Source organism: Propioniciclava soli (assembly GCF_014858005.1).
Lineage (GTDB): Bacteria > Actinomycetota > Actinomycetes > Propionibacteriales > Propionibacteriaceae > Propioniciclava > Propioniciclava soli.
Genome location: NZ_JACYOT010000022.1, coordinates 1 through 14,397 on the forward strand (window position 1 = coordinate 1; position 14,397 = coordinate 14,397).

General features: G+C 71.5%; 15 protein-coding genes. 5 read left to right on the top strand and 10 right to left on the bottom strand.

Going from position 1 to position 14,397, the window contains the following annotated elements:
- Positions 1-519: 519 nt before the first annotated feature.
- The 3 genes from fbaA to IFY26_RS16465 all read right to left on the bottom strand — a co-directional run bounded on the left by fbaA (position 520) and on the right by IFY26_RS16465 (position 3,388).
- On the bottom strand, positions 520-1,539 hold the full coding sequence (gene fbaA / locus IFY26_RS16455) for a class II fructose-bisphosphate aldolase (RefSeq protein ID WP_232550092.1): 1,020 nt from the start codon (positions 1,537-1,539) through the stop codon (positions 520-522).
- Positions 1,540-1,641: 102 nt separating this feature from the next.
- Entirely contained in the window at positions 1,642-2,427 is a 786-nt protein-coding gene (locus IFY26_RS16460) for a hypothetical protein (protein ID WP_232550093.1), read from the bottom strand.
- A gap of 361 nt (positions 2,428-2,788) precedes the next feature.
- Positions 2,789-3,388, bottom strand: coding sequence for a TetR family transcriptional regulator (locus tag IFY26_RS16465; RefSeq protein WP_232550094.1), 600 nt, complete (start codon positions 3,386-3,388; stop codon positions 2,789-2,791).
- 128 nt (positions 3,389-3,516) lie between these two features.
- On the opposite strand from IFY26_RS16465, the gene IFY26_RS16470 reads away from it, so the two are divergent.
- On the top strand, positions 3,517-4,767 hold the full coding sequence (locus IFY26_RS16470) for an alpha-amylase family protein (protein WP_232550095.1): 1,251 nt from the start codon (positions 3,517-3,519) through the stop codon (positions 4,765-4,767).
- Between the two features lie 22 nt (positions 4,768-4,789).
- Here IFY26_RS16470 and IFY26_RS16475 read toward each other — a convergent pair whose 3' ends face one another.
- Complete coding sequence (locus IFY26_RS16475) at positions 4,790-5,413, bottom strand: TrmH family RNA methyltransferase (protein WP_232550096.1); 624 nt, start codon at positions 5,411-5,413, stop codon at positions 4,790-4,792.
- Between the two features lie 105 nt (positions 5,414-5,518).
- Between IFY26_RS16475 and IFY26_RS16480 the strand changes: the two genes are divergently transcribed.
- Positions 5,519-6,463, top strand: coding sequence for a DUF368 domain-containing protein (locus IFY26_RS16480; protein ID WP_232550097.1), 945 nt, complete (start codon positions 5,519-5,521; stop codon positions 6,461-6,463).
- A 72-nt stretch (positions 6,464-6,535) separates the two neighbouring features.
- Positions 6,536-7,222 (top strand): DedA family protein, encoded by a 687-nt coding sequence (locus IFY26_RS16485; protein ID WP_232550098.1) that lies wholly within the window; start codon positions 6,536-6,538, stop codon positions 7,220-7,222.
- An 81-nt stretch (positions 7,223-7,303) separates the two neighbouring features.
- On the opposite strand, the gene IFY26_RS16490 is transcribed toward IFY26_RS16485, so the two are convergent.
- Together IFY26_RS16490 and pyrE are read right to left on the bottom strand one after the other, a co-directional pair.
- A complete protein-coding gene (locus IFY26_RS16490) occupies positions 7,304-8,107 on the bottom strand; it encodes a LemA family protein (protein WP_232550099.1) in 804 nt (267 codons plus the stop codon).
- A gap of 58 nt (positions 8,108-8,165) precedes the next feature.
- Positions 8,166-8,708, bottom strand: a complete 543-nt coding sequence (gene pyrE / locus IFY26_RS16495; RefSeq protein WP_232550100.1) for an orotate phosphoribosyltransferase — start codon at positions 8,706-8,708, stop codon at positions 8,166-8,168.
- Positions 8,709-8,773: 65 nt separating this feature from the next.
- Here pyrE and IFY26_RS16500 point away from each other — a divergent pair, with 65 nt between their 5' ends.
- Positions 8,774-8,959: a hypothetical protein gene (locus tag IFY26_RS16500; RefSeq protein ID WP_232550101.1), complete on the top strand. Its 186-nt coding sequence runs from the start codon at positions 8,774-8,776 to the stop codon at positions 8,957-8,959.
- Between the two features lie 247 nt (positions 8,960-9,206).
- On the opposite strand, the gene IFY26_RS16505 is transcribed toward IFY26_RS16500, so the two are convergent.
- The 4 genes from IFY26_RS16505 to IFY26_RS16520 form a co-directional block, all read right to left on the bottom strand.
- Complete coding sequence (locus tag IFY26_RS16505) at positions 9,207-9,869, bottom strand: class E sortase (protein WP_232550102.1); 663 nt, start codon at positions 9,867-9,869, stop codon at positions 9,207-9,209.
- A 74-nt stretch (positions 9,870-9,943) separates the two neighbouring features.
- Complete coding sequence (locus tag IFY26_RS16510) at positions 9,944-10,756, bottom strand: spermidine synthase (RefSeq protein WP_232550103.1); 813 nt, start codon at positions 10,754-10,756, stop codon at positions 9,944-9,946.
- Positions 10,757-10,772: 16 nt separating this feature from the next.
- On the bottom strand, positions 10,773-11,621 hold the full coding sequence (locus IFY26_RS16515) for an alpha/beta fold hydrolase (RefSeq protein WP_232550104.1): 849 nt from the start codon (positions 11,619-11,621) through the stop codon (positions 10,773-10,775).
- 891 nt (positions 11,622-12,512) lie between these two features.
- A complete protein-coding gene (locus IFY26_RS16520) occupies positions 12,513-13,580 on the bottom strand; it encodes a hypothetical protein (protein ID WP_232550105.1) in 1,068 nt (355 codons plus the stop codon).
- A 335-nt stretch (positions 13,581-13,915) separates the two neighbouring features.
- Between IFY26_RS16520 and IFY26_RS16525 the strand changes: the two genes are divergently transcribed.
- Positions 13,916-14,389 (top strand): hypothetical protein, encoded by a 474-nt coding sequence (locus tag IFY26_RS16525; protein ID WP_232550106.1) that lies wholly within the window; start codon positions 13,916-13,918, stop codon positions 14,387-14,389.
- The last annotated feature ends 8 nt before the right edge of the window (positions 14,390-14,397 follow it).

A 14,397-nucleotide genomic window follows, 5' to 3' on the forward strand; every position in this document is an offset into this window, starting at 1 on the left:
ACGTCTGGATCAACCAACCCCCAACCCAACTGTCCCAAACAGCTTGATTCATTCCGTGCGACGGCAGGGTGGTGCGTTTCGAACAGGGCAGCGGTGCCACCGACAGGGGGGCGGCCGCAACGACAGGGAGTCGCAGTCTCAGCCAGGGTCGCGGCCGTCCGGGGCAGAGGAGCTCACGGCCCGAGCCGCCGTCGGCGCGCGATGCCGGCCCTCTGCCGACAGGCCATGCACAAGCCCGGCTTCTCGACGCCCCCGCACCCATCTCCGTCGACCACCCAGGCACAAGCACGCCTTCTCGACGCCCCCGCGCCGATCCGCGTCGACAACCCATGCACAAGCCCCCCCTTCTCGAGCCCAGGCCCATCCGCGTCGACAACCCATGCACAAGCCCGCCTTCTCGACGCGGTGGACCCCCGCAACGCCAACGACGCCCCGCTCCTGTGCGGAGCGAGGCGCCGTGGTGCGCGATCAGATCAGACGAACCACCCGATTCGGGCGGCGTCCGTCAGAGGGCACCGATCAGGCGTGCGTGCCGACCGAACCGAGGTTCTGGCAGGCCTCGACGATGCGCTGGGCCATGCCGGCCTCAGCCTGCTTGCCCCAGGCGCGCGGGTCGTACTGCTTCTTGTTGCCGACCTCGCCGTCGATCTTCAGCAGACCGTCGTAGTTGCGGAACATCCAGTCGACCACCGGGCGGCTGAATGCGTACTGGGTGTCGGTGTCGATGTTCATCTTGATGACGCCGTACTTCACCGCGTCCGCGATCTCCTCCGGCGTGGAGCCGGAGCCGCCGTGGAACACCAGGTCGAACGGGCGCTCCTTGCCGTACTCGGCGCCGACGGCGTCCTGGATCTCCTTCAGCACGGCCGGGCGCAGCTTCACGGCGCCGGGCTTGTACACGCCGTGCACGTTGCCGAAGGTCAGGGCCGTGATGTAGCGGCCGTTCTCACCGAGGCCGAGGGCCTTGGCGGTGGCCATGCCGTCCTCGATCGTGGAGTACAGCTTGTCGTTGATCTCGTTGGCGACGCCGTCCTCCTCGCCACCGACGACGCCGACCTCGATCTCGAGGATCTGCTTGTTCGCGGAGGTCTTCGCCAGGAGCTCCTCGGCGATCTGCAGGTTCTCCTCCAGCGGCACGGCCGAGCCGTCCCACATGTGGGACTGGAACAGCGGGTCCTTGCCGGCCTTCACGCGCTCGGCGGACACCTCTAGCAGCGGACGCACGTAGCCGTCCAGCTTGTCCTTCGGGCAGTGGTCGGTGTGCACCGCAATGTTGACGGAGTACTTCGCGGCCACGATGTGGGCGAACTCGGCGAGGGCCACCGCGCCGGTCACCATGTCCTTGACCTTCTGGCCGGACGCGTACTCGGCGCCACCGGTCGACACCTGAATGATGCCGTCGGACTCGGCCTCCGCGAAGCCCTGGATGGCCGCGTTGAGGGTCTGGGACGAGGTGATGTTGATCGCCGGGTAGGCGAAGCCCTTCGACTTCGCGCGGTCGATCATCTCCGCGTAGACGTCGGGAGTTGCAATGGGCATGGTTGTGGTCTCCTGCCTGGAACGTTGATTCTGGCTCCTCCATTCAACCGCATTTCCCCCGGCTCGGCAGCCCGCCCGTCCAAACCGCCCAGGAGCGGTCGCTCAGTCGTCCAGACGGGTCAGGTCGAGCCAGGCCCGTCCTCCCGAGAGGGCGCGGATGGCCCCGTCGATGGACGCCGGCGTGGCGGCCAGGTGGTCCAACGGCAGCGTGTGATTCGCCCCGGACGCCGTGCGCACCACGAGGCGCGCGCTGCCGCCAAGACGGCCGGGGTGGACGTCCAGCCCCGCGAGATCGGGCCAACGGACGAGGGTGTCGTCGAGGTACAGGCCGCCCCGGCCGATGCCGAGCGCGAGCCCCTCGTGCAGGGCGGCGACGGCGCGTTTCGCGCGGCGGAACTGCACCGCGGCCCACACGATCATCAGCACCGACACCCCGACGCTGATCCCCGCGATCCACCACGACAGCGGCCCCCACTGCCAGCCGAGCGCATTGTCCGGCTCGCGGGTGAACCACCACAGGGCCGCCCAGATGACGAGGCTGAGCACCAGCGACACGATGCGGCCACGCAGTGCACCGCGCTGCTTGTGCCACCAGGCGACGGCGGGGGCGGGGTCGAAGAACACCGGGTGGTCCAACGCCTCGCTGGGGATCGGCTCGGGTCGCTCCAAGGTCGCGACGGCTGTGACGGACGCCGCCGGCTCCGGCGCCGCGGCGGCCGGCTCCGGGCCGGGCACCGGCTGGGTGGTCGGCGGCGGCCAGTCACCGACCGGGCCCGACCGCGTGGGCGGGCCAAACTCCAAGGGGGGCCAGGCCTGCTGAACCTGCCCGGGCGGCAGCCAGGCGTGCATGCCCTGCTGCGGCGCCTGGCCGGGCGGCCAGGCCTGCATGCCCTGCTGCGGCGCCGGCCACCCCTGTTGGCCCTGGTGGGGCGGCGGCCATGCGTGCGTCTGCTGGGGCGGGGGCCACCCTTGCTGGGGCGGGGGCCACGCCTGCTGAGCCTGCTGCGGCGGCGGCCAGCCCTGCTGACTTTGCTGAGGCGGCGGCCACCCCTGCTGACTCTGCTGAGGCGCCGGCCACCCCTGCTGCCCCGGGGCGGGCGGCGGCCATCCACCCGGCGGCGGGGCGGGGGGCGGCTGACTCATGGCCGTCATGCTACCCAGCCGCTCCGACGATCCGGACCCGCGAGCCGCTCACCAGCCCGGGCCAGCCGCCACCAGCGCACGACGCCCCCTCCACGCGTCGGACGCCTCAGCGCCGCCAGTCGCCCAGCGCACCCTCCAGGGCACCCAGGGCGGCGTCGACCAGCGGCCAGCGGTGATTCTCCGGACAGCCCTCGTCGCGCCACTGGGCGCAGGCGGCGTCCAGGAACCCTAGGAATCCGACCAAGGCGTAGCCGTCGCGCGCGTCGTCGTTCGGCAGCAGGACGCCGCCCAGCCACACCAACCATTCGGCGCGCGCATCGCGGCGGGCGGCCGCGACGAGGGGCGGGTCGTCGGGGTGGGGGCTGAAGCCGGCGTGTCCCCCGTCCGCGGCCAGCGCGTCGAGCAGCACGACCAGCGCGCCGCGGACGCGATCGCGCGCGCCGGCGTGGTGGGCGGCGGCGTCCGCGGCGTCACGACGCACGGCCAACCCCGCCGCCACGCGGCCCAGGGCGGCGGCGTACAGGGCGGGTTTGGTCGCGAAGTGCTTGAACACCAGGGCCTCCGACACCCCGGCAGCCTCGGCGACCGCAGCGACCGACATCTCCGGGTACGGACGCCGCGCGAGCACCTCTGCGGCGGCCGCGAGGATCGCTTCGCGCCGCTCCGCGCCGGCCAGGCGGGCTCGCGGCACCTCGGGCACAGTCACACCATCACCCTAGCCCACCAGGTGAGCTGGACTCACCACACCCGATGCGCTAGCCTCGACCCGTAGGTGAGTCCGACTCACCTCACCCCTCAGCAGCCCCGCGCACGTTCACCCGAGGAGGATCCCCCATGACCTGGACCGACCACGTGATCTGGTGGCACGTCTACCCGCTGGGATTCACCGGCGCGCCCATCCGGCCGGCCTCCGACGACGAGCGCGCCCTGACCCATCGCCTCGGCCACCTCACCGGCTGGCTCGACCACCTCGTCGGCCTCGGCTGCAACGGGCTGCTCCTCGGGCCGATCTTCACCTCGACGAGCCACGGCTACGACACCCTCGACCACCTGGAGATCGACCCCCGGCTCGGCGACGACGCCGACCTCGACGGACTCATCGCGGCGGCCCACGCCCGCGGCGTCCGGATCGTGCTCGACGGGGTGTTCAACCACGTGGGCGAGCACCACCCCCTCTTCCGCGCGGCGTTGGCCAGCCCGGACGCCCCCGAGAACGCCCTGTTCCGCATCGACTGGAGCTCCGGGGAGCCCCGCCCGGCCGACTTCGAGGGCCACGGCCAGCTCGTCGCGTTCAACCACGACTCCGACGCCGTGGTCGATCTCGTGGCCGACGTGATGCTCCACTGGCTGCGCCGCGGCATCGACGGCTGGCGCCTCGACGCGGCCTACGCGGTGCCCGCGGAGTTCTGGGCCAAGGTGCTGCCCCGCGTCCGGGCGGAATTCCCCGAGGCCTGGATCCTCGGCGAGATGATCCACGGCGACTACGCGGGGTACGCGCGGGCGTCCGGGCTCGATTCGGTGACGCAGTACGAGCTCTGGAAGGCGCTGTGGAGCTCGCTGCTGGACGCCAACTTCTTCGAGCTCGACCATGCACTGGGCCGCCACAACGCCCTGCTCGCCACGTTCGCGCCCAACACGTTCGTGGGCAACCACGACGTGACGCGCATCGCCACGCGCGTGGGCCAGGCGAAGGCCGTCCTCGCGGCCACCGTGCTGTTCACCGTCGGCGGCGTGCCGAGCGTCTACTACGGCGACGAGGAGGGCTTCACGGGCACCAAGCGCGAGGACTGGGGCGGTGACGACGACGTGCGCCCCTACCTGCCGGTGCACCCCGAGGAGCTGTCCGCGCTCGGAGCGCCCGTGCGTCACGCGTACGAGGGCCTCATCGCGCTGCGGCGCCAGCACCCATGGCTCATCCGCGCCCGCGTCGAGCCGGTGGAGCTGAGCAACACCCGATACGTGTACGACGCCGTCGGCGAGGGCGGCGAGCGGCTGCGCGTCGAGCTGGACGCCGACGCGGCGTCCGCGCGGATCACCCGCGACGGCACCGAGCTGTGGCGCACGGCGTCCGACCTGCCCGCCTGACGCGAGACCGCGGCCCCCGGTGCTAGCCGGAGGCGTGCCGCAGGTTCCAGTGGTACATCGCGATGGCCGCGGCGGCACCCGCGTTCAACGAGCGCGTCGAGCCACGCTGGGTGATCGCCACCACCTGCGCGCACACCGCGACGACCTCGGCGGTCAGCCCGGGGCCCTCCGAGCCGAACACCAGGCAGCAGTCGCGGGGCAGGGCGGCGGTCTCGAGGGGCACCGAGCCCGGCAGGTTGTCGACCCCCACCGGCGTGACGCCCCGCGCCGCCAGCCAGCGGGCGAACTCTCCCACGTCGGCGTGGTGGTGCACGTGGAGATAGCGGTCGGTCACCATGGCGCCGCGGCGGTTCCAGCGCCGGCGTCCGAGCAGGTGGACGCCGGCCACGTTGAAGGCGTTCGCGGTGCGCACCACCGAGCCGATGTTGAAGTCGTGCTCGAAGTTCTGGATGGCGACGTGCAGGGGGCTGCGGCGGGTGTCGAGGTCGGCGACGATCGCGTCCGGGCGCCAGTAGCGGTAGGCGTCCACCACGTTGCGGGCGTCGCCGGAGGCCAACAGTTCCGGGTCGAGCCGCGGGTCGGCCGGCCACGGCTCGGGGTGGGGGCCGACGCCGACCGCGGGAGCCGTGGGGTCGTCGGTTGCCATGGGCCCAAGGTAGCGGTTGCCACGCGGCGGCCGCGCGAGGCGGGATTCGTCGGACCCCGGACCTACCATGGTGGGGCTCCACCCCCGTGACGCGAGAGAGAAACCATGAGTACGACGCAGCCGGCGCAGACCCCGTCCGCCCGCCCGGACGCCACCGACCGCCACCTCGACGCCCCCGAGTCCGTCGGCGCCTGGCTCGTCCGGCTGCTCAAGGGCATCGCCGTCGGCATCGGGTTCATCCTGCCCGGGCTCTCCGGGGGGGTGCTGGCCGTGATCTTCAAGATCTACGACCCGATGATCCGCTTCCTCGGCAACATCCGGCACCGGTTCCTCGCGAACGTGCGCTACTTCATCCCCGTCGGCATCGGCGCGGTGATCGGCATCATCTTGTTCTCCATCCTCGTCGCGGCCGCGTTCGGCCGCTACGAGGCGGCGTTCGTGTGCCTGTTCATCGGGTTCGTGATCGGCACGTTCCCGTCGCTGTGGCGTCAGGCCGGCAAGAACGGACGCGCCCCGAAGCACCTCGTGATCCTCGGCGTCTCCGCGGTGCTGATCTTCGCCCTGATGCTGTTCGGCGGCCAGATGGACCTGAACGTGCCCCCGTCGATCCCTGTGTGGTTCGGCTCCGGCGCGCTGATCGGCCTCGGCGTCATCGTGCCCGGCATGAGCCCGTCAAACTTCCTCATCTACTTCGGGCTCTACGACAAGATGGCCGAGGGCATCCGGGATCTCGACCCGACCGTCTTCATTCCGCTGTTCGTGGGCCTCGTCGCCTGCGTCCTGCTGTTCGCGAAAGCCGCAAGCTGGGCCTTCGACACCCACTACGCCGGCATGTACCACTTCATCCTCGGCATGGTCATCGGCTCATCGGTGGCCATCTTCCCGACGGTCGTGTTCACCGCCGAAGCAGTCGAGAAGGCTGGCCTGGGCCTGCCGCTGTTCCTCGTCTTCTGCGCCGCCATGCTGCTGGCGGGCATCGTGGCCTCGTGGTTGTTCAGCAAGGTCGAGGACCGCTACGCCGGCGAGCGGGACGCCATCGACGCGGGCTGACCTGCGCCCGCCGACACGGCGTGACGCCCGCTTCACAGGCGGCACTCAGCTGCGCGGCGTAGCGTCCACCCCATGACGTTGCCCGGCCTGGCGCCCCTGCTCCTGCCCGCGTGGTTGGACCCCGCCACCCTCATCCACGCGCTGGGCAACGGCGCCCTGTGGGGCGTGGCCGCGATCCTCATCATCGAGTGCGCGATCTTCCCCTTCCTGCCGGGGGACTCGCTGCTGTTCACCGTGGGCATGCTGATCGCCATGACGCCGCCCTCCATCACGTTCGGCACCCTGCCCCCGTGGGCCGTCCTGGTGATCTGCCTGCCGGTGCTCAGCGTCGCCGCCGTGCTCGGCAACGTCATCGGCTACAGCGTCGGCGCCCGCGTGGGGCCCCTGCTGTTTCGTCCGCGCCCCGGGTTCTGGGGCCGGGTGTTCGACCCGAAGCACGTGCTCACCACCCGCGCCTTCTTCGACAGCCACGGCCCGCGGGCCCTGCTGCTCGCGCGGTTCGTGCCCGTGCTGCGCACCTTCGTGACCCTCGTCGCCGGGGCGTCCGGCATGGCCCGCGGCACCTTCCTGCGCTGGACGGCGGTCGGTGGCGTCGCGTGGGCGGTGCTGCTGACCCTGGCCGGCTACTTCCTGGGCCAGGTGCCGTTCGTCGGCGACAACATCGAGGTGGTGTTGGTCGCCATCGTGGCCGTCTCGCTGCTGCCCATGGTCATCGAGTGGGCGCTCGGACGCCGCCGCTCGCCCGACCCGCGCGGCTGAGACGGCCCCACACGTCCCGGACGCCCGTGCGGGCCCCGTCCGAATCGGACGAGGCCCGCACGGGCTGGGCGGCTCAGGCGATCAGCGCTGGGCCGGCGGCTCGGTGCCGTCGGGATACTGCGCCGGGCGGTCTGCCTGCTGCGGCTGCTGATCGAACTGGCTCTGCTGATCGAACTGGATCGGCCCACGCTCCTGGCCCTGCGGGTTGGGCAGCTCGTTCGGCGCGCTGGTGCCCAGCTGGCCGGACGCCGGCGTCGCACCACCGCCGGCGGGGGCGTCCCCGCGGTAGCTGATCTCGCCGAAGCTGACGTTGGGGGTGCTGCGGACCTCGGGGTCGTTGACCTCGAAGTACGTCGCCTTCTGGAAGTTGAACTGGTTGGCGATCATGTTGCTGGGCACCGACTCGATGCGCGTGTTGTAGTTGCGCACGTTGGCGTTGTAGTAGCGGCGGCCGGCGGCGATGCGATCCTCCGTCTCGGCCAGCTGGCGCTGGAGCTCGAGGAAGTTCTGGTTGCTCTTGAGCTCCGGGTACGCCTCGACGCTCACCATCAGGCCGCGCACGGCACCGGTCAGCTGCTCCTCCACCTGGGCGCGCTCGGCCGAGGGCACCTCGCCGTGCTCGGACGAGCTCAGCTGCTGCGCCTGCGAGCGCAGCCGGACGATGCCCTCGAGGGTGTTGCGCTCGTGCCCCGCGAACGCGCGGACCGTCTCGACCAGGTTCGGGATGAGTTCGTAGCGGCGGTTCAGCTCCACGTCGACCTGTCGCCAGGACTCCTGGATCAGGTTGCGCTGCCGGATGAAGCCGTTGTAGGCGCTGAGGCCCCAGCCGACGACGCCGACGACGACGAGCAGCAGGACGATCAGGATGATCTCGATCGGACCCATGGTTCTCCTTCGGGTGTGCTGCGACCACCCTAGCCGGTGACCCCCGCGTGGTCGGGGATCAGCCCAGACCGAGGTCGGCGAGCCCCACCGCGAAGCGGTACGGCAGCCCGGCGGCCTCGATGAGCTCCCGGACGCCGGTGTTGCGGTCGACGATCGTCGCGACGCCGACGACGGTGCCGCCCGCCTCCTGCACCGCCTCCACGGCCTGCATCACGGACCCCCCAGTGGTCGAGGTGTCCTCCACCACCAGGACGGGACGGCCCGCCACCTCGGTGCCCTCGATGCGCCGCTGGAGCCCGTGCGCCTTGGACTCCTTGCGCACGACGAACGCGTCCAGCCGTTGGCCGGACGCCGCCGCGGCGTGCAGCATGGCGGTGGCCACCGGGTCGGCGCCGAGGGTCAGCCCACCGGCGGCGTCGAAACTCCAGTCGGCGACCAGCTCGCGCATGACGCGTCCGACCAGCGGGGACGCCACCCCGTCGAGGGTGACACGGCGCAGGTCGACGTAGTAGTCGGCCTCCTTGCCGGACGCCAGCGTCACCTTCCCCCACACCACCGCGGTGTTCTTGATGTGGCCGATGAGTTCGTCGCGATCGCTCATGGCCGTGAGCCTACCGAGGGCGCGGACCGTCGGGTCAGCGACGGAGGTGTCCATGTCGCCACCAGGTGCTGCGCGCGCTGGACGTCTGCTTGGGCGCGGGGGTGGCCGACCACCTCACCGGCTTCACCACCCCCGTCGACTTCACCGCCGGCGTGGGCATCCTGGCCGTGCTCGCTGCTGCGCTCGCCGCGATGCCACCGGCCACGTACGCGGCCCGGTTGGATCTGGTGGCCGCGATGCGCACCCCGTGAGCCATGGGCGGTGGATCCCCGCGACGAAAACGTGACACTCGATGAGAGACCGGGTCGCCCGTTGAGCGTAAACGTCGAATGAGTGCGCACTCACTGTCGCCTTTTCGTCGCATCCGGCCGCGCACGGCGCGGGTCAGGCACTCAACAAGTCGAGCGAGGCGCACAGCGGACAAGCGCAAACCGGGCAGGCGCAGATCGGGGACCGGCCCCTGGCCGGACGCACGGCGGTTGAGGCCGAACCTGCTGCCTACTTCTGCTGCGTCGACACCAGGGTGGCGAACGCGATCGCCCGGTTGTCGGAGCGGAACAGATCGTGGCAGGTGGTGAGCGTCAGGAGCGCTTCGGTGGGGCGCACCTCCGGATGGCCGGGCACCGGCTGCAGCACCCAGGTGTCGGTGTCCTTGACGGTCATCTCGGCCGGGTTGTTGGTGAGCGCATAGGTGAAGATGGCGTCGGCCGTCTCGACGACGACCTCGTCACCGGCCCGGAGATCCAGCAGCGGGGCGAGCGGTCCCCGAGTCCCGCGGTGGCCGGCGACGGCGAAGTTGCCCAGCTGGCCGGGCTCGGCGGTGCCCTCGTACCAGCCCAGCCCGCGCTTGAGGGTGGGCAGGTCGGCACCGACGAGGACGGGCTGTTCGAAGTCGTCGCCGAACGCGGGGATCCGCAGCAGCGCGACGGCGTCCCCCGGCAGCGGACGCCCGGGCTCGGCGTTCGCCTCCCATTGCTCGCGCAGCTCGGCGCGCTCTTGGGCGGCGACCTGTGGGTCGACGAGCGGGTTCCAGAACAGGTCGTAGCTCGACCATCCCAGAACGCCCAGGCCCAGCACGAGGCAGATGACTCCGACCGCGGTGACGACGCGGCCACCACGGCGCGGCTTGGCCGCTCGCTGGGGACGGGTCGTCGTGCTCACCGCCTCAGTATGCCTCGTGCGGATGCCGTGTCCGGCCGGTGTCGAGCTGGTGGGGTGTCCTTCCGGGCGGGCCCCTAGGAGAACCAGGTGCCCCGCTTGGGCACCGGTGATGCCTGGGCATCGGCGTCGGTGAACGGCGAGGCGTCGGAGATCCAGTCGACCACCTCGCGCCCGGCCAGCACCCGGTACGGGAACGCGGCCCGCGCGGCGAGCCGCGAGAGCTCGGTGGCGGGCAGCACGGCGTCGGACGCCACCACCACCAGGTTGCCGAAGCGCCGCCCCTTCCACACCGGCGACTCCGCGCTCACCATCACCTGCCGGAAGCTCCCCCGCACCCCGGCGACGAAGCGGCGGGCCCAGCCGAAGGGGGCGCGGTCGGTGATGTTGGCGCACAGCACCGCGCCGCGACGCCGGCGCAGCGCCAGGTCGTCGAAGAACTCCGCGGTGGTCAGCGAGGCCGGCACCCGAGGGCCGTCGAAGGCGTCCAGCACGAGGGCGTCCAGGAAGTCCGGCGGCATGGCGGCCAGCCCCGAGCGGCCGTCCACCACCCGCACCTTGATGCCCGACTGCTTCGGCAACGGGAGGAGCCGGCGGACGTCGTCGACCAGGTCGGCGTCCGGCTCACACACGATCTGCGCGGTGCCCGGACGCCGCGCCGCCACCCACCGCGGGATCGACAGCCCGCCGCCGCCGAGGTGCACCACACGGACGCGCTCGTCAGCGGGGCGGGCCAGCACCGTCGCGCCGAGCGCCTCGGTGATGCGCTGGACGTACTCGAACTCCAAGTGCAGCGGGTCGTCGGGGTTGACGTAGGACTGGGACGTCTCCCCCGCCACCACGCGGAACGCGCCGGGGTGGAAGGGATCGGCCTCCAGGTGTGCACGCATGGCGTCCGGGTGAGGCTCAGAGGGAGGCGATGAAATCGAGCAGCACCCGATTGAACTCGTCGGCATGGCTGACGTTGATGCCGTGCGGGCCGCCGGCGACCACGTGCAGCCGCGAGCCCTGGATGAGCGCGTGGGCCCGCTGGCCGGACGCCTCGAACGGCACATTGTTGTCGGAGTCGCCGTGGATGACCAGCGTGGGCACGGTGAGCTTCGCCAGGTCGGCGCGGAAGTCGGTGGCCCAGGCGATGATGCTGTCCTGCAGCGCCTGGTCGGAGCCCTGGCCGGCGATCCGCAGGGCCTCGTCGAGCTGGGACTGACTGACGGCGAGGGCGTCCGGATTGCTGAAAAAGTTGGTCATGAACTGGGCCAGGAAGCCCTGACGGTCTCCCCGGCACTGGTTGCGGAGCTCGGCGAACCCCTCGAACGGCATGCCGCCGTCGGGGTTGTCTCCGGTGATGCAGAGGGCGGGCGTGACGGACGCGGCGAGCACGGCCCCGGCGACGCGCCGCTCGCCGTACGTGCCGAGGTAACGAGCCACCTCGCCGCCGCCCATCGAGAAACCGACGAGGACGGCGCCGTCAAGGTCGAGCTGGGTGATGATCTCATCCAGGTCGCGCGCGAAGGTGTCGTAGTCGTAGCCGTTGGGGGCCTTGTCGGAGCGGCCGAACCCGCGGCGGTCGTAGGCGATGACGCGGTGCCCGGCGGCAACGAGGGCATCGGTCTGCGCGCTCCACGCCTCGGCGGACAGCGGCCAGCCGTGAATCAGCACCACGGGGCGTCCCGGGCCCCCGGAATCCTCGACATAGAGCTGGATCGGGGTCATCTCGGTGACCGGTGACTCCTTGGGCACGGTGAGGTACGGCATGAGGGCCTCCTGTGTGTGGCGTTACCCCGACCCTAGCCAGCCCACCCCCTGTTCGGGACCCCCGCCGGGCCGGTGCGGGCGCCCAGAGGCGCGCCGACACGCTCACTTGGGGCTCAAACTCCGGGATTGGTGGCGGAGTTTGAGACAGAAGATGGAGTTTGAGGGCGTCGAGGGAGCTGCGGGGCGTCCGTGCGGCCGCCAGAGGGCATTCAGCATCCGGCATCTCGACGAGGCCGACTTGTGCATGGGTTTCTCGACGCACTCCGGGTGGCTGGCGTCGACGAGGCCGACTTGTGCATGGACTCTCGACGCAATCCGGGCGGCTGGCGTCGACAACGCCGACTTGTGCATGGACTCTCGACGCAATACGGGCGGCTGGCGTCGACAAGGCTGGCTTGTGCATGGGTTCTCGACGCGAGCGGCGCCTGCAGCAGCAGCCCTTACGCGGTGACGCCTCGGCATGGAAGCAGCCGGGCCCGCAAGCCCTGCCCGCACCGCCCGGGGGGCAGCGTGCGAGAGAGTCCCCCTGCCGATGCCCTCGCCGCCCTGCCCAAGGGCTCGCCTCCCTGCCCATCCCTCCGCCGCCCTGTTCGAAGCCAACCTCCCCAGCGTTGCGACGGCAGGGTCGTGCGCGTCGGACAGGGAGGCGGCGGTTGGGGCAGGGACGCGGCAGTACCGGCAGGGAAGACGCGGCAGTACCGGCAGGGGGGAGGCAGTACCGACAGGGGGGCGGCAGTCAGGACAGGAGGCGGCAGTACCGGCAGGGACGCGGCGGTTACCGCAGAGCGCCGGCCACCCCAAAAGAACCCGGCAGGGACCCCCTGGCTGCTGTAGGGATCCGACTGCCCCACGGGGTTCCAGACGGACGCGACCCCTTGGGCAGGGACGCGATCAGGCGTCTGCGGGGGCGGCGTCCGGGGCGATCAGATTCGGGTAGGCGGCATCGAAGGCGTATCGGAACTCCGCGAACGTCAGGACGCGCCCGGCCGGACGTGCGGCGTCCGACACCGTGGCCGCCCACTGCGCGGCACGCGCTCGCTGGTTCGGCGTGCCGTGGTGGCCGCCGCTGTCGAAGGCGCAGTCGCCGACGGTGCGGGCCACGGCCACGAACTGCTCCACCCGCTGCTCGCGCAGGTCCAGCCCGGCGGGGTGTGCGGAGTAGTAGGCGGCGGTCGCATCGGCCATGAGCTCCAGATAGCGGGTCTCCTCCGGCTCGCCGGTGTAGGCGTCGTAGAGCCCCGCCGCCAGCTGGACGGTGTGCCCCACCTCGTGCGCCGTGATGAACGGGCCCGCCACGTCGGCGTACCCGAGGTCGTCATACCCCACCAGCAGGCCGTGCCCAATGATGATGCGGTTGGCCGAGTCGTCACCGGGGTCACCCGACGCGAACGCCCCGAAGCTCAGGATGGGGTGGCGCCCCTGCTGCAGGCCCGGGCTGAGCCGCACGTACGCGGTGACCAGGCGCCCGTAGAGCTGGGCCGTGGCGGCGTCGAACCCGAACACCAGGCCACCGATGCGGGCCACCTTCGCCGCGTCGCGCACCATCTCCGAGCGCATGCCGAGCAACTGCGTCGCGGGAAGGGCGGGCGTCCAGAACGCCCGCGCACCGGTGAAAGCGCCGGCGACGGCAGCGTCCGGGGCGGCGTAGAAGGGGTCGGCCGCATCGCCGAACATCATGGCGTCATACGTCGGGTAGGCGTCCAACGCCGTGAATTGGATCACGAGTCGATCCACGGTCGAGAACGACGCGACCTGCTCCTGAACCCAGGCGTCCAGCTCGGTGGGGCCGCACTCGTAGAGCGTCGGATCGATGACATCGGTCTCCTGCCGCAATGCCGCCACCCGGCGCGCGGCGTCAGCCGGCAGCAACGCCTTGATACGCGCGAGGGCCGCTTTCTGCAGAGCGGCGCGCTGCACGGACGCCGACGGAGCGGCTTGGGCGGTGGGCGCGAAACCCACCGTTCCCAGCGCAAGAACCAAGGCGAGCAGGAGGGCACTCAGGGTGTGACGGAGCGGGCGAGGAATTATGGGGGGCGTCCTTCTTCGAGTCCCCTGGCGCGGGCCTCTGGGGGCTGGGGGTTGGGTGCTGCACAGCGTGCACCCACGTCGGGCAGTCCCGCAGCGAATTCACTCGATCGTCTCGCCCCCCAAGACGCCACCCGGCACTCCCCACCGGACGCCGCTCCGGTTGCTCCCCGAGGCCCGCTCGCCTAGCGTCATCCGGGGCGGCTCCGACCGAGCGCCGGCCCGCAGCCGGCGTCTCAGCGCCTCCCTGCCCGCCCGAACCTCAGGAGATGAGCAGCATGACGCCCCGCCAGACCGCCTGGGCCCGCTTCGCCGGACGCCTGCTCATGGTGGCCCTCGTCGCCGTGCTGGCCACGGTGCTGCTCGCCCTCACCCCCGGCCAAGGCGTGCTGCTGTTCTGTTCCGTCGTGCCGCTGCTCCTGGTGAGCGCCGTCCTGGACGCCCGCGAGGTGCAGACGTGGTGGGTCCGCTTCGTCGCCGTCGCCGTGGCGGGCGCTGCATTCTTCGTTCCGGTCGCGGTGACCACCGGTCTGAACGTCGTCGCCGGCATCGGCATCACGCTCACGGTGGCCGCGGCGTTCGCCTTCAACCAGCTGTTCGACCGCCTCGGACGCCGCCCGCGCCCCGGTGATCTGCAGCCGCCCGCCACGCCGGGGCCGACCACGCGGCGCCCCAGCACCTCCGGAACAACCGCCGCGACAGCCCGGCCCCGCACACAGAAGCGCAAGCGCCCCCGCCGCTGAGCCGGGCC

Excerpts from the sequence above, each read along its gene's own strand:
- fbaA (WP_232550092.1), bottom strand. The coding sequence starts at position 1,539 with ATGCCCATTGCAACTCCCGACGTCTACGCGGAGATGATCGACCGCGCG.
- IFY26_RS16460 (WP_232550093.1), bottom strand. The coding sequence starts at position 2,427 with ATGCAGGCCTGGCCGCCCGGCCAGGCGCCGCAGCAGGGCATGCACGCC.
- IFY26_RS16470 (WP_232550095.1), top strand. The coding sequence starts at position 3,517 with ATGACCTGGACCGACCACGTGATCTGGTGGCACGTCTACCCGCTGGGA.
- IFY26_RS16475 (WP_232550096.1), bottom strand. The coding sequence starts at position 5,413 with ATGGCAACCGACGACCCCACGGCTCCCGCGGTCGGCGTCGGCCCCCAC.
- IFY26_RS16480 (WP_232550097.1), top strand. The coding sequence starts at position 5,519 with ATGAGTACGACGCAGCCGGCGCAGACCCCGTCCGCCCGCCCGGACGCC.
- IFY26_RS16485 (WP_232550098.1), top strand. The coding sequence starts at position 6,536 with ATGACGTTGCCCGGCCTGGCGCCCCTGCTCCTGCCCGCGTGGTTGGAC.
- IFY26_RS16490 (WP_232550099.1), bottom strand. The coding sequence starts at position 8,107 with ATGGGTCCGATCGAGATCATCCTGATCGTCCTGCTGCTCGTCGTCGTC.
- pyrE (WP_232550100.1), bottom strand. The coding sequence starts at position 8,708 with ATGAGCGATCGCGACGAACTCATCGGCCACATCAAGAACACCGCGGTG.
- IFY26_RS16510 (WP_232550103.1), bottom strand. The coding sequence starts at position 10,756 with ATGCGTGCACACCTGGAGGCCGATCCCTTCCACCCCGGCGCGTTCCGC.
- IFY26_RS16515 (WP_232550104.1), bottom strand. The coding sequence starts at position 11,621 with ATGCCGTACCTCACCGTGCCCAAGGAGTCACCGGTCACCGAGATGACC.
- IFY26_RS16525 (WP_232550106.1), top strand. The coding sequence starts at position 13,916 with ATGAGCAGCATGACGCCCCGCCAGACCGCCTGGGCCCGCTTCGCCGGA.